Below are 14,164 nucleotides of genomic sequence, written 5' to 3'. Positions count from 1 at the left end.
ATATGCCTTCAAACCTTCTTCACGTTCTCATGGTACCGTGAGAGGGTCGCCTGGCGCTGGCCCATGTATTTTGCGTCCTTCTTCAGGTTATACGGGTTCTCTGCACGTTCAGTCGTGTAGAAGACAAGTTGACCGATCGGCATCCCGGCATACATGCGCACCGGCCGCTGGTTGACATTGCACATCTCCAGAGTGATAGTACCCTGGAAACCCGCGTCAATCCATCCCCCGGTCTGGTGGAGTTCGATCCCGAGACGGGCAATAGAACTTTTTCCTTCAATGCTGGCGACGACGTTGTCGGGGAGGGTCACCGCTTCGAGCGTCTCTGCGAGCATGAAGACGCCGGGGTCCATGACGACCGAGGCGGCGCGAGTCTCGCGCACATGAGACGTAACACTCTCTCTGTCATAGGGGTCGATAACATCATCGCCCCGTTCGTACCAGACAAAATGGTCCCCGAGCCTGATGTCCAGGGAGTTGGGTTGTATGAGGGCCGGGTCGTAGGGGTCGATGCCGATCTGTCCCCGTCTGATGCGGTCCTCGATCTGCCAGTCAACAAGGATCATTGGGTAGGAATACGTTGTCAGGGGAATTAAGGTGATTGTTCCTCGCCTGCATGGTCGAGGTGCCACTCAGTCCTGTGGAGGAGGCCGTGCATTGTCGTGACCTCACGGGTGGTCAGTGCCGTCCTCCCCATGATACGACGAAGCATCAGCAGGGTGTTGGCACGCTTGTGGTCCGGGTGCTCGATTCTCGCAAGGAAGTCCCCGAAGTGCTCGATGAGGGCATCACGCTGGGCCTTTTCAGCAATGCGGTAGGTGCCGCGCGGCAGGTGGGCGAGTTCGTAGCAGACAACCGCAACGGCGTGGGAGAGGTTCATGATCGGGTAGATCTCAGAGGTCGGGATGGTGCAGATGAGGTCGCAGTGCGAGACCTCGTCGTTGTTCAGGCCCCAGTTCTCTCTGCCGAAGAGGATGCTCACCCGCCCGTCGACATCCTCAATGATCGACCTGATCTCTGCAGGCGTGTAATACGGCATCCGCATCGATGTGCAGACCGACTTGGAGAGTTCGCCTGTTGTCGCCACGACGAGGTTGCTCTCCGCAAAGACCTCGTCGAGGCTCTTTCGCTCGGCACCTTCGAGTACGTCGAGTGCGTGGGAGGCATGAGCATGGGCCTGGTCCCCGAGTGCGCAGGGGTTGACCAGGATGAGTCTGGTAAACCCGAAATTCTTCATGGCACGGGCGACAGAACCGATATTCCCTTCATACAGGGGTTCCACAAGGACGATCGCGATCTCGGGCATGGGGGGTCACTTGGGGTTTACTGGACGGCCCTGACAGTCGCTTTCAGGGCATCGAGGCCTTTCTCGTAGACGGCGTTGCCGACGACGATCGTGTCGGCATACCGTCCCATCTCCGCCGCCTTCTCCGCGGAGTCGATGCCGCCGCCGTAGTAGAGCACTGCGGTGTCGACCGCTTCGGAGACTGCTTTCACGACCTCGGGGTTTCCGTAGGTCCCCGAGTACTCGATGTACACGATGGGGAAGTGGAAGTAGTGCTCGGCGGTCCGGGCATAGGCCGCAACCTCGGCCGGTGTGAGGTCGCAGACCGCCTTTGTCACCCGCCCGACAGAGGAGGCGGGGTTGAGGACGACATAGGCCTCGGGGACGACGCGGTCCCAGGGGATGTCAGGTCTCTGGAGTGCCCACTGCTGGTGTTTGCCGACGACCCAGCGGGCGTCGGGGGTGTTGAGCACGCTCGGGACGAAGAGCATGTCGACGCCGTCGAAGATGGCACCCGAGGGGTCGGCAGGTTCGATGACGAGGGGGATGCCGTAGCCTTCGACCTGCTCACGGAGGTCGGCAAGGTTCTCGGGCGTCACGTTGAGGGTGCCGGAGAGGAGGATGGCATCGGTCCCGCTCGTGGCGACCCCTTCGATCGCCGTCTGGTTGAGGTGCTTGTCTGGATCGAGTTTTGTCACATGTGCCCAGTTCTTCCAGTTCAGATGCATGTCTGCCATGTGTTTACTCCTGTTGTGGGTGTTCAGTCGAAAGATATGTGCTGTACTCTCTGATCTTTGCTGCGGGAATACCGCTCTTCCGTGAGGTATCTTCGGGATCGGCGGTCTCAAGGCTGATTGCATCGGTTATACCGGCCTTGTAGAGTTTTTCAAGAGTCGCATCGCCGATGCCGGGAACTGCGAGGAGTTCCTCCCGCCCTTTTTCGAGTCTCTTCTGCGTGATCCTGGCGAGAGGTTCCAGTCCTGTTGCCGTGCAGGCCGTCTCGGCATGGCGGCAGACGGTCTCGACCCTGATCCCGCTCACTGTGCTGATATATGCAGGGTGGAAGGTGGCGAAGTCCTCGGGGCCCTGTATACCTGCACCGACGTACTTTTTGATGCTCACTGCGGGGAGGCCGACGGCCCGCAACCGGCGCTCGCTGCAGAGGGCCCGGGCCTTTTCCGAGAGTCCGGTCGCCTCCTCCGCAGAGATCCCGACCTGGGCGATCTTTTGTGGGTTTGCAGCAGCAAGGGAGGCGATGTCCTCGATCCCGGCTTCTCGCAGTTTCTTTGCGATCTTTGCGTGGCTCCTCCCGCGTCTCGGGGGGATCTCGGCCCTGATGAACTTCTTCAGTTCAGAACGCCTGCGGAGGCGGTCCAGCACATCATTTGCCTCGGCGACGAGGATCTCTGCCGCCTTCTCGTCGATGTCGAGTTTTTGTGCCAGGTCGTCGGCGGGCATGCGGGCGAGGTCGGGGACCGTGTAGATGTGGCGGGCGTGGAGGCGTCCGATGAAGTTGTCAGTCATGTGGGGCATCATGCGCAGTGTCTCGGTGTTCGACTCGATGTGCGAGCAGAGCGGACAGCCGATGTCCCACGGCCTGGCGCCTTTTCTGATCAGCCTGATATGGTTGAGGTCGTGGTGTTCGCAGACCTTATCTATCCTGATGGCCTTCCCCCACTGGACACCGGGGAGGCTGATGTTGAAGGAGCATTCGGGGTATCCGGAGCACCCGATGAACTGCGAGGCCCCGTGCGCCTGCCTGATCTGGAGGGACTTCCCGCAGACCGGGCAGGGGCCGACGGTCTTCTCCTCAACGGTCCTGCCGATGATCTCGTCCCCGATCTGGTCCTCGTGCGCTTCGAGGTCTTCGAAGACCGAGTGGAGCATCTCCCGCGACTCGCCGACGACGTCGTCCTTTGTCCTTTTGCTCTCCTTGATCTGCTGCATATGGGACTCGAGGGTACGGGTCATGTCGGGCCGGGTGATCGTGTCGGCGTGGTCCTCCAGGGACTCGATCACCGCCCTCCCGACGAGAGTGGGGCGGAGGGGGTTGCCCTGCACGTACCTCCGGGAGATGAGTTTCTGGATCACCTCGTGGCGCGTTGACTTCGTGCCGAGGCCGAGTTCCTCCATCTTCTGAATGAGGCGGCTCTGGGTGTAGCGCGGCGGCGGGGTGGTCTCCTTCTCTTCAAGGTCCTTTCCGAGGATCGGGAGGCGTTCCCCGACTGTGCAGGCCGGGATCACGTGCTCTGCGGCCTCGCTGTACGGGTAGACCCGCCGCCACCCCTCCTCCTTCAGGCGACCGCCGGTGACCGTGTACGGTTCGCCGCCAGCGTCGAAGTTTACCTTCATGGTATTCCAGACGGCGTCAGGGGAAAGGGTTGCAAGGAACCGCCGCACGACGAGTTCGTAGACCTTCCACCTCTCCTCACCGAGTTGCTCGCGGCTGGCGGCGCCGGTCGGGTGGATGGGTGGGTGGTCTGTGCTCGACTTCTTCCCCCGCGTCGGTTCTGGCCGCCTGTGCCCTTCGACCCAGGCGACGTCCCGCGCGAATGCGGTCTTTTTCAGTACGCCGAGCACCTCGCCGAGGTTCAGGCTTGCCGGATAGACGGTGTTGTCAGTCCTCGGGTACGAGATGAAACCGTTCATGTAGAGGTCTTCGGCGATCCGCATCGCGTTCGCCGCGGAAAAACCGATCCTGCCTGCGGAGACGAGGAGAGCCGTCGTATCAAAGGGCGTCGGCGCACGGTCGTTCTTGACCCCTTCCCGCACCTCGGTGACGGTGAGGGGTTCCTGCGTCCGGGTCTCCGCGGCGAGCGCCTCGGCGTGGTCGGTGAACCGGCCATGGGTGTGGCGGAGCTCGAGGTGTTCGGCACCCTTTTTCGTGTCGACGGTGAGCATCCAGTAATTCTCCGGCACGAATGCTTCGATCTCCCTCTCGCGGTCGACGATCATCGCCAGGGTCGGACTCTGGACGCGGCCGACGGAGAGGATATTCTCCCCGCCGCGCTTCGCGGCGATGGAGATGAACCGCGTGAGAGAGGCTCCCCACATCAGGTCGATGACCTGGCGCGACTCCCCCGCGGCCGCAAGTGCGAAGTCGAGTTCCGCGAGTTCGGAAAAGGCCCGTTTGATCTCCTGCGGCGTGATCGCCGAGAACCTCGCCCTGAGGATCTTCACACCGGGGTTCACCTCCCTGACGAGTTCGAGGGCCTCCTTGCCGATCAGTTCGCCCTCGGTATCGAAGTCTGTGGCGATGACGACGAGGTCGGCCTTCTTCGCGAGTTTTTGGAGAAGGGCGACGATCTTCTTCTCTGTCGGTTTCTTGACGATCCCGGCGTCGATGAGGCTTCTTGGCGGGCGTTCTTCACTCCGCCAGTTGGCATAGCCCTCCTCGAAGTCGACCTCCACGACATGGCCCTTCAGGCCGACGACGACGGTGTCGCCGAAGGCGTAGGTGTCGACGCCTCCCTCCTTCTTTGTGGTGACCTTCTGGTCGCCGGCGAGGATGGCGGCGATACGCCGCGCGGAGATGTTCTTTTCTGCTACGATGAGGTGCACGGTCTATTTTCCCCCCTCTGGGGCGATGCGGGCGGCGATAAGAGGCGTGATCTCCTTCGGATCGGCCTTGCCTCTCGTCTTTTTCATCACCTGCCCGACAAGGAAGTTGAGGGCGACGTTCTTGCCGGTGCGGAAGTCCGCGACTGCCTGTTCGTTCTCCGCGATCACCTCGTCGATGACGACGGCGAAGGCGTCGGCGTCGCCCTTCCCGAGGTTTTGGGTGCGGACATAGTCTCCCGGCATCTCGGGCGTCTCGCCCTTCATGACAGCGTCAAGGAGGGTCCGCAGGACGTCGACGGCGACCCTGTCAGTGATTACGTCCTTTCCGGCGAGGGTGACCAGGTCGGCGAAGTGGTCGAGGGGAACCTTCGTCACCGGCATGTCCCGGTAGTTCAGTTCGCCGAGGAGGGTGTCCGCGGTCCAGGTGGCGGCGAGAACGGGGTCGGTCTTCGCCGCAAGGGCCTCGTAGAACTCTGCGAGGCGGAGGTCGCCGGTGAGTGTCCGGGCATGGTTAAGGGAGATGCCGTACTGGGCCATGAAGCGGTCGCGCCGTGCGTCCGGGAGTTCGGGGAGGACGACCTCTTTTGCCCAGTCCCGCACACGCAGGGGGCAGAGGTCGGGTTCGGGGAAGTAGCGGTAGTCGGTCTCCGTCTCCTTGGACCGTGCCGAGGTGGTGATGCCGCGGGCCTCCTGGAAGTGGCGGGTCTCGCGCACGACCTTGCCGCCGCGCCTGATCATGCCCTTCTGCCGGGTGATCTCGAAGGTGAGCGCCTTCTCAACGCCCTTGTACGAGGTGATGTTCTTGATCTCGACCCTCTCCGATCCCCTGATGGAGATGTTGGCGTCCACACGGAGGGCGCCCTCGCGTTCGCCGTCGAAGACGCCGAGGTACTCGAGGGTCGCCCGCAACTTCGTGAGGAATCTGCGGGCCTCCTTCGGGGACCTGAGGTCGGGTTCGGTGACGATCTCAATGAGGGGGATGCCGCTCCTGTTGTAGTCGACGAGGGTGTAATGGGCGCGGGCGGTGCCGCCGACGTGGACGAGTTTGCCGGGGTCCTCCTCCAGGTGGATCCTGGTGATCTCGACCTTCTTGTCTGTGCCGTCGTCGGCCTCGATCTCGAGGTAGCCCTTCACCGCGAGGGGTCTGTCGTACATCGTGATCTGGTAGCCCTTCGGGAGGTCGGGGTAGAAGTAGTTCTTCCGTGAGAACTCCCCTTCCTCCGGGATCTCAAGGTTGAGGGCGCGGGCGACCTTCAGGCCGTATTCGACGGCCTTCCTGTTGATCATCGGCATTGCGCCGGGCAGGCCGAGGCAGACCGGGCAGACGTGGGTGTTCGGGCCGTCGTTCTTGTAGTCGGTTGAGCACCCGCAGAAGAGTTTCGTCTTCGTGTTCAACTGGCAGTGGATCTCAAGCCCGATGATCACGTCTGTGGTGTCGCTCATGCCCTCACCCCCTCGAAGGCATAGGCGGCGTCGATGATCCGCTCTTCCTCACAGTGTCTGCCGATAAGCTGCAGGCCGACGGGCAGGCCGTCCACGGTGCCACAGGGGACCGAGATCGCCGGGACACCGGCGAGGTTTGCCGGGACGGTGAGGATGTCGGCGAGGTACATGGAGAGGGGGTCGGTCTTCTCGCCGAGTCTGAAGGCGGTCGTCGGCATGGTCGGTCCGGCGACGACGTCCACGTCGGCGAAGAGGCGGGCGAAGTCGTCGCGGACATTCTGGCGTGCCGCCTGCGCCTTCGCATAATACTTCCCGTAGTACCCGGCGGAGAGGGCGAAGGTGCCGAGCATGATCCGGCGGCGCACCTCCTTGCCGAAGTGGGTCTTGCGGTGCTCCTGGTACGATTCGTGCCAGGAGGGGATGATGTCGTTTGCCGGGCCGTACCTGACGCCGTCGAACCTGGCGAGGTTCGAGGAGGCCTCGCTCGTGCAGGTGACATAGTAGGCGGCGAGGGCGTACTTCATGCTCGGCATGGAACACTCGACGACCTCGGCGCCGAGGTCGGTGAACCTCTCGATCGCCGCCCTCACGGTCTTCCCGACGGCGGGGTCGACGCCTTCGCCGAAGAACTCAAGCGGCACGCCTATCCGCATCCCCCTGATCTCCGCGGATGGGGTGTGGTTATACGGGCGGTCGAGGGAGGTGGCGTCGCGGGGGTCGTGCCCGGCGATGACGGCGAAGAGGCGGGAAACATCTTCCACCGTCCTCCCCATCGGGCCGATGCCTTCGAGGGAGTTCGCATAGGCGATGAGGCCGTACCGGGAGGTGCGGCCATAGGTCGGCTTCAGGCCGACGATGCCGCAGAAGGCGGCGGGGCAGCGGATCGACCCGCCGGTGTCGGTGCCGAGGGCCATGTCGACCATGCCCGCGGCGACGGCGGCGGCGCTCCCACCCGAGGACCCGCCGGGGACGCGTGTCGGGTCCACCGGGTTGGTGGTCGGGCCGAAGGCGCTCGACTCGGTTGTCGTGCCCATGCCGAACTCGTCCATGTTGGTCTTGCCGACAATGGCGGCGCCGGCGGCCTTCAGGCGCTCGACGACATATGCATCGTACGGCGGGACATAGTCCTTCAGGATCGCCGACCCGCAGGTGGTCTGGATGCCTGCCGTCGAGATGTTGTCCTTGACGGCCACGGGCACGCCGGCCAGGGGGCCGTCGCCGTGCTCCGCCTTGCGGCAGAGGGTGACGAAGGCGTTCCAGCGGTCCTCCGCGTCAAAGGTGATCTTCCCCACTCACATCACCTTCGGGGCCTTGATGTAACCGTCTTCCGACTCGCCGGCGTTCTTGAGTGCTTCGTCAAGTGTCAGTGACTCGACGATCTCGTCGTCCCTGAATATGTTGATCGCCCTTGTTGCGGGCTTTCCACTCTCCTCGACCTGGTCCAGGAGGTCGAAGTATTCGAGGATTGCGTTGAACTGCCCGGTGAACTCGGCCAGTTCGTCGCGGGTTATTCCTATATCTGCAAGTATGGCGATATGCGCCACGTCTGATTCAGAAACCATGCATGTCCCTACCCATGTCAGTTAAGTACCCTTGTACCGACTTTTTATAACCATTGTGACGTGCGAGTCTCTGGATGGTCTTCCAGATCCCGCTCCCGTATTGCATCGCCTTCTTCTCCGCCTGTGCGAATTCAGGCGGGATGTGCCGTTCTGCGACCTTTCGCAGCGGCGCCTTCCGCACCCCGTCCCGCACCTTCTCGCCGGGGGGGATGGCGCGGGCCGCCGCCACGACGCGCAGGTCGAGGTACGGGGGGGAGAATGCAGTACCATAATGGGAGGCCACTGCCCCGTCCCGTGCGACCTGCCGGGGGAGGTCGGCGACGTCCCTCTCGAGGGAGGCGGCGAGGTCGTCGCTGTCGAGGTAGCGTGCATACCCGCCGAAGAGTTCGTCGGCGCCCTGGCCGGTGAGCAACCGGTGGAAGCCCTGCTCCTCTGCCCAGCGTGTGACGAATACCTCGGTCGTGGCGATGGAGGCGTCCACGGGGTTTGGGTTGCCGAGGAGTGCGACGACCTCCTGCAGCGCCTCTTCCACCTCTGTATCGGTGACGGAGACGGTGTCGCAGGGGACCCCGAGTATTTCTGCAAGGGCGAGCGCCCGCTTCTGGTCGTGCGAGTCTTTGAGGCCGACGACGACCGCAGGGAGGCGGGCGAGTGCGGCGACGAGGGCGGAGTCCACCCCGCCGGAGAGGGCGACCGCGGCACCGTCGACGGCCCGGAGACCGACGGCGGTGGCGATCGCCTCTTCGAGGTCGGCGGCAGGATAGTCGGGCACGACCCCTGCGACGACCTTGCCTTTGCGGGTGACCGCCCCTGCCGGGCAGGGGCCGGGCACGATCCCGAAGTGGTCTCGCGCCTCCCACTCGCCGTACTCGAGATAGAACTCTCCGCCGAAAAGAGAGACATCGTGGGGGTTCTCTGTCAGGACGGTCAGCACCTCATCCTCAGAGAGGCACCGTCCGCCCACTTCGACCCAGCCCCGCAGGAGGAGTTCAGCCACGCCACCCCTCCTGCACTGCCCGGGTCGTGTGCAGGTTTACCATGATCAGGTACAGGGTTTGGAACTGCATGATATAGATGGGCAGGATCGTGGATCGTCTTTCTTCACCATGCCTGCCGGCCGGTGGTGCCGTCGAGCAACATCCCGTAGTGGCGGCGCAGCACTGCCCTGATCTTCTCCGACTGGAGCCAGCCGCGGTCCAGGCTCCGGACGAGGGCGTCGATCTCCCTGACCTCCTCGGTGATCCTGCCCCCCACTTCATTGTCGTACAGGGTAGCAAGCCCGAGGATCACCTGAAGCGGGTTTCTGATGTGGTCGTTGAGGATGGCGAACTGCTCCATGTTCTTCTCTATCTGCCTGAATGCTTTCGCTTCTTTTTTTTGCCGTTCTTTTCTCTCGGTGATGTCCCGGGCAATGGCAAGGATCACCGGCCTTCCAGCCATCTCAAAGAGGGTGCACTTCACCTCGACAGGTATGGCAGACCTGTCCTTTCTCAGGAAGGCCGACTCGAAGGCGGTTTCACTGTGGAGGAGGAGTCTTTCCATACTCAGGGCATGAGGCCCCTCTGTTTCTGGGTCTTCGATCTCGCCGGCTGACATGGTCAGGAGTTCTTCCCGTCGATAGTGAAGGTGAGTGCAGGCGGCGGGGTTCACCTCGATAAATCGTCCCGGCCTTTTGTCGTGCGTGATCTCTATGAGAAAAATGGCATCTCTGGCATTGTTGACAAGTTCTCGATACTTCTCCTCGCTCTCTGCCAGGGCGTTTTCGGCCTGTTTCTGTGCCGTCCTGTCAATGAACGTGCCGATGACTGCCGGTCTCCCCCGGTAGAGTGTCCGTATCCCGAAGTGTTCCAGGTAGAGCAGGTGACCGTCCTTGCCTATCCCCCTGATATCGTCCCGCACCATGGTCATCTCCCCGGAGAGGAGATGAACCATGGTTTCCCGGAATCCCGACCGGTCGTCCGGGAGAATTATATCTGTATGGCAGATCTGTCCGACCGTCTCCTCTTCTGTGTAGCCGAAGATTTCGCAGAACCCTGTGTTGACGTACCTGAAGGTGTCGCCCTGAGCAATATAAATCGCAGAGGAGGAGGACATAAAAGGCAGGCGATAGAGGTCATCAACGCGCTGTCTCTCTATGGCGGCGCCGATGACCTGCGCTGCAACCCGGAGGGCCTCGATCTCTGTTCCCGGCCACTCTCTCTCCATGCGGCAGTCTTCGAGGCAGAGACAGCCCCACCATTCTCCTTCTACCTGGAGAGGGATCACGACGAGGGAGAGGGCCTGCCGTGATAGAAGGTGCTCGCGCACCTCTTGAGAGACGTCGTCTGCTCTCGCTGTGACCGGTCTGCCTGCGGCAAGGTCGGCATACCCGCGGGGGGTCCTGTCCAGAGAGAAGATCCCGGCATGGTCGGGGAGGTCTTTTCCCAGAGGCCTGGTCCCTGCCGCGGTCCATTCCCAGAACCGCGGGGTGGACGGATCTGCTGCAGTCCCGGTGTTTTCAATGAGACAGACCCTGCTCACGCAGGTCGCCTCTCCCAGGTACCTGAGTATTCGAGGGATCTCGTCGCTCCACCTGCTCTTTTTCTGGAGGGCGTCCGCAGCATATCCCACGGCATCGAGGATTGCATCCCGCCGGCGCACCGTATCCTCCGTGTGCCTCTGGTCGGTGATGTCTTCGGCCGTGCAGATCACAGAGATGACATTGCCCCTCTTGTCAAGGATGGGTCTTCTGGTTATGACGAGCAATCTGTCCTCCCCGCGGGTATTGCTGGCCCATTCCTCGGTACGGACCGTTATTTTGCCAGTGAATGCCTCCCCGTTTCTCCGGATACAGTCTGTCGCTCCCTTCTCGGTGAGAGTGTCACGGACCGATCTTCTTTCCAGGTCTTCTTTCCTGACACCAAGAAACTCCGCCCTGGCCATATTGACCGTCCCGTATGTTTCGGGGTCTAGAAGAGACCATGCCTGCACCGGCATGGCATCAAGGAGGAGCAGACATTCAGTTTCTCGGGACTGCGTGTCCCGGTCTTCCTCCCGGCGGTTTTCTCCGGTGTTCTGAATACCATCTCCGGAAGTACGACTCCCGCATGACGATATCTGGAATGTTCGATGCGGTATGATGAACCCCCCTGTTTTCCAGAATGATATCTATACATCTCTGATGGTCACCCTCTATTAAGGGGAAGGATGGATCCATTTCCGAAAATGGGGCCGGGCGGGTTTTCAAATCATTATATTAATAATCTGTGATCTTATCGGGATGAGGTCACATATTTTTTCTTCATATAGCCATGCTACAACCTGTCACAGTGGCCACCTCCCATGATATCTTCTACAAATCTGGGGGCGCAGGGAGTACAGGATCAGGAAAGGCTAACTCCTCTCTCTTCTATTCTGTACCGATGTTTCTCAGTGCAAAGACGCGGGAAGCGGTGACGAAGACGATGTACGCCTACGCCTCCGCGTACGGGCGAAAGGACGCGGACGGCGTCGCGGCGCTGCTGACGCCCGAGGTGGTCGGGATCGGTTCGGAGAAGGGGGAGTGGGTGGAGGGACGCGACGGGTACGTCTCGGCCATCGCCCGTGAGTTTGAAGGGTTCGACGACATCTCGCTCGAATACGGCGACCTCAGGATCGCCGCGGACGGGATCATCGCCTGGGTGGCGACGTCCTTCGAGATGACGGTCACGGCGGAGGGCAGTGTGCGGCACCTGAACGGCGTCCTGACCGCCGTCCTGATGAACACCTGGGACGGCTGGCGTTTTGTCCAGACACATTTCTCCGTGCCTGAGGGCGGGGAAGAGTGAGTGGCGGCGGCCCCTGATCGGGGTCGCCGGTTCTTTTTTCAGAGCACCACGTGTGACCTGTAGGGGCAGACATGGTTCGAGAAAACCCCTCAGTGTTTTCGAGAAGGCAGCAGGTTTGCCGTGCGGATACCATGAAAACCACCAGGGTGGTTTTCAAAGAACCGCTTGAAACTTCGTTTCATGAGCGATTCACCTGAAGGCTTGTTCTCTGTCTATGCTGGTGCTTTATGACGGTGTCTTCACTGCGCGCCGCATTCGAGATCCCGGTCCCTTATCCGGCCCTCATGAAACTCTTAGAGTACGGATTTAACCCCCTGTGTGTTCCGCCGGCCATAATCTGCCCGCATGAATTGTATATATTTGCGATTAGTAAATCCAGAATATACTCTATTACTATTGCCAATACACATTTTTGATATATTATCTCATCGTTTTTTTTACATCGATATCATCACATCCCGTAAAAAACGGGACGATATGGTGTATTATGACTGAAGATCATATACGCAATAATAAGGCCAGAATGGAAATTTTGTGCCTGATTGCGGGGTGTCTTCTCCTCCCCGCAGCCGCTTCTGCGGCGACCGACCACCCCCACACCTGGAATGTTTCCGTGGTGGCGGGGGAGGGTAACCTCACACGTCTCCTGGATATCCCTGAGATCGGCGCCGGCGACACCATCCGCATCTGGGGCATGGAGGGCCAGGTCTACGAGGGCGGGATCACCATCACCGAACCGAACGTGACGGTCACGCGCTGGGACGGGTCGCCCGCACAACCCCTCATCTCCGGCACCGCACCGGCGTTCACCGTCCGCGCGGACAACGCCACCTTCCGCGGTCTCACCATCTCCGGGAACACGTTGAGCTTTGGTAGCGGCGCCGGTATCGACGCATGCGGGATTGGGGACTATATTCAGGGCCTCACCATCTCCGACTGCACCTTTGCCGGCAACACGGGAGGCTCTGGCCTCGGCGGTGCGCTCTATGCCCAGCGTGTCGACCACATCCTGGTCGAGAGGACGGCGTTCACCGGCAACACGGCAGATTATGGCGGCGGTGCGTATTTCGACAGTTCCACCGATGTCGCCCTGACGGACACGACCTTCACGAACAACACGGCAGCACAGAATGGCGGCGGCGGTGCGTATTTCGTCGATTCCACCGATGTCGCCCTGACGGATACGACCTTCACGAACAACACGGCAAACTCTGGCGGCGGTGCGGTCTTCTTCAAGTCCGCAGGTGTCGTCCTGGCGGGCGCGACCTTCACAAACAACACGGCAACGAACGATGGCGGCGGTGCGTATTTCGTCAATTCCCCCGGTGCCGCCCTGACGGACACGACCTTCACACACAACACGGCAACGAACTGCGGCGGCGGTGCGTACTTCACCGGTTCCACCGGTGCCAGACTGACACGCACGACCTTTGCAGGCAACACGGCAGAGAACAGCAAAGGCGGCGGTGCGGTCTTCGAAAATTCCGCCAACGCCGACCTGACGGACACCGCCTTCACGAACAACACGGCAGCACAGTGGGGTGGCGGCGCGTATTTCGAGTATTCCGCCGATGCCGACCTGACGGGCACCACCTTCACAGACAACACGGCAATGAACTGGGGTGGCGGTGCGTATTTCTCCAGTTCCATCAATGCCAACCTGACAAACGCGACCTTCACGAACAACACGGCAACGAACAACGGCGGCGGTGCATTCTTCCGCGGTTCCACCGGTGCCGCCCTGGCGGGCACGACCTTCACGAATAACACGGCAGGCTTTGGCGGGGGTTCATGTTTCGAAAATTCCGCCGATGCTGCCCTGACGGACACTATCTTTGCGAACAACACGGCAGATTATGGCAGCGGCGGTGCGTGGTTCGCCGGTTCCCCCAATGCCAACCTGACAAACGCGACCTTTGCGAACAACAAGGCAAAGGACCTCAGCGGCGGCGGTGCATGTTTCGAAAATTCCGCCGGTGCCGCCCTGACGGACACAACCTTTGCGGACAACACAGCAGCACAGAACGGTGGCGGTGTGGTATTCTCCTCATCCGAAGGCGTCAGACTGACGGGCACGACCTTCACAAACAACACGGCAATGGAATTCGGTGGCGGCGCGTGCTTCGGCAATTCCGCCAATGCCACCCTGACGGACACGACCTTCACACGCAACACGGCAACGACCTTAGGCGGCGGTGCGGTCTTCATGGGTTCCGCCAGTGCCGCGCTGACACGCACGACCTTCACGCACAATACGGCAGCGACCTGCGGCGGTGGTGCGGGCTTCATCAGTTCCACCGGTACCGCCCTGACGGGCGCGGCCTTTGAGGACAACACGGCACCAGAGAACGGTGGCGGTGCGTACTTCACCGGTTCCGACAATGCCGTCCTGACGGACACGACCTTCACGAACAATACGGCAAACTTCGGTGGCGGTGCGGTCTTCGAAAACTCCGCCGGTGCTACCCTGACGGACACGGCCTTTGCGAACAATACGGCAAACTTCG

11 protein-coding genes are annotated in these 14,164 nt (G+C 61.3%); 2 read left to right on the top strand and 9 right to left on the bottom strand.

Translation table 11 applies throughout. The annotated features are described in order from the left end of the window. Positions 1 to 8: 8 nt before the first annotated feature. From dcd to Q0520_RS06405, 9 genes are all read right to left on the bottom strand, one after another. Positions 9 to 566 (bottom strand): dCTP deaminase, encoded by a 558-nt coding sequence (gene dcd, locus Q0520_RS06445; protein WP_298667781.1) that lies wholly within the window; start codon positions 564 to 566, stop codon positions 9 to 11. A gap of 26 nt (positions 567 to 592) precedes the next feature. Then, positions 593 to 1,306, bottom strand: a complete 714-nt coding sequence (locus Q0520_RS06440) for an RNA methyltransferase (protein ID WP_298667779.1) — start codon at positions 1,304 to 1,306, stop codon at positions 593 to 595. Positions 1,307 to 1,323: 17 nt separating this feature from the next. Next, a complete protein-coding gene (locus Q0520_RS06435; protein WP_298667829.1) occupies positions 1,324 to 2,013 on the bottom strand; it encodes a phosphoglycerol geranylgeranyltransferase in 690 nt (229 codons plus the stop codon). 13 nt (positions 2,014 to 2,026) lie between these two features. Then, a complete protein-coding gene (locus tag Q0520_RS06430; RefSeq protein WP_298667777.1) occupies positions 2,027 to 4,846 on the bottom strand; it encodes a DNA topoisomerase I in 2,820 nt (939 codons plus the stop codon). Between the two features lie 3 nt (positions 4,847 to 4,849). Further along, positions 4,850 to 6,289 carry an Asp-tRNA(Asn)/Glu-tRNA(Gln) amidotransferase subunit GatB gene (gatB, locus tag Q0520_RS06425; RefSeq protein ID WP_298667774.1) on the bottom strand — a complete coding sequence of 480 codons (1,440 nt, stop codon included), beginning with the start codon at positions 6,287 to 6,289 and terminating at the stop codon, positions 4,850 to 4,852. Continuing rightward, complete coding sequence (gatA, locus tag Q0520_RS06420) at positions 6,286 to 7,581, bottom strand: Asp-tRNA(Asn)/Glu-tRNA(Gln) amidotransferase subunit GatA (RefSeq protein ID WP_298667772.1); 1,296 nt, start codon at positions 7,579 to 7,581, stop codon at positions 6,286 to 6,288. The genes gatB and gatA overlap by 4 nt, the downstream gene beginning before the upstream one ends. After that, positions 7,582 to 7,851 (bottom strand): Asp-tRNA(Asn)/Glu-tRNA(Gln) amidotransferase subunit GatC, encoded by a 270-nt coding sequence (gene gatC, locus Q0520_RS06415; protein WP_298667769.1) that lies wholly within the window; start codon positions 7,849 to 7,851, stop codon positions 7,582 to 7,584. Then, on the bottom strand, positions 7,841 to 8,848 hold the full coding sequence (locus Q0520_RS06410; RefSeq protein WP_298667766.1) for an asparagine synthase C-terminal domain-containing protein: 1,008 nt from the start codon (positions 8,846 to 8,848) through the stop codon (positions 7,841 to 7,843). The genes gatC and Q0520_RS06410 overlap by 11 nt, the downstream gene beginning before the upstream one ends. A 104-nt stretch (positions 8,849 to 8,952) precedes the next feature. Beyond that, positions 8,953 to 10,773, bottom strand: coding sequence for a PAS domain S-box protein (locus tag Q0520_RS06405; RefSeq protein WP_298667763.1), 1,821 nt, complete (start codon positions 10,771 to 10,773; stop codon positions 8,953 to 8,955). Between the two features lie 479 nt (positions 10,774 to 11,252). Here Q0520_RS06405 and Q0520_RS06400 point away from each other — a divergent pair, with 479 nt between their 5' ends. Then, positions 11,253 to 11,657: a nuclear transport factor 2 family protein gene (locus Q0520_RS06400; protein WP_298667760.1), complete on the top strand. Its 405-nt coding sequence runs from the start codon at positions 11,253 to 11,255 to the stop codon at positions 11,655 to 11,657. A gap of 523 nt (positions 11,658 to 12,180) precedes the next feature. After that, positions 12,181 to 14,164: right-handed parallel beta-helix repeat-containing protein (locus Q0520_RS06395; protein ID WP_298667757.1), on the top strand; the 1,984-nt coding region annotated here is incomplete at its 3' end.

It is taken from the genome of uncultured Methanofollis sp. (genome assembly GCF_937919355.1).
Lineage (GTDB): Archaea > Halobacteriota > Methanomicrobia > Methanomicrobiales > Methanofollaceae > Methanofollis.
The sequence above is the reverse complement of the archived record's forward strand: the minus strand, read 5'-3'. Positions and strand labels throughout refer to the sequence as shown.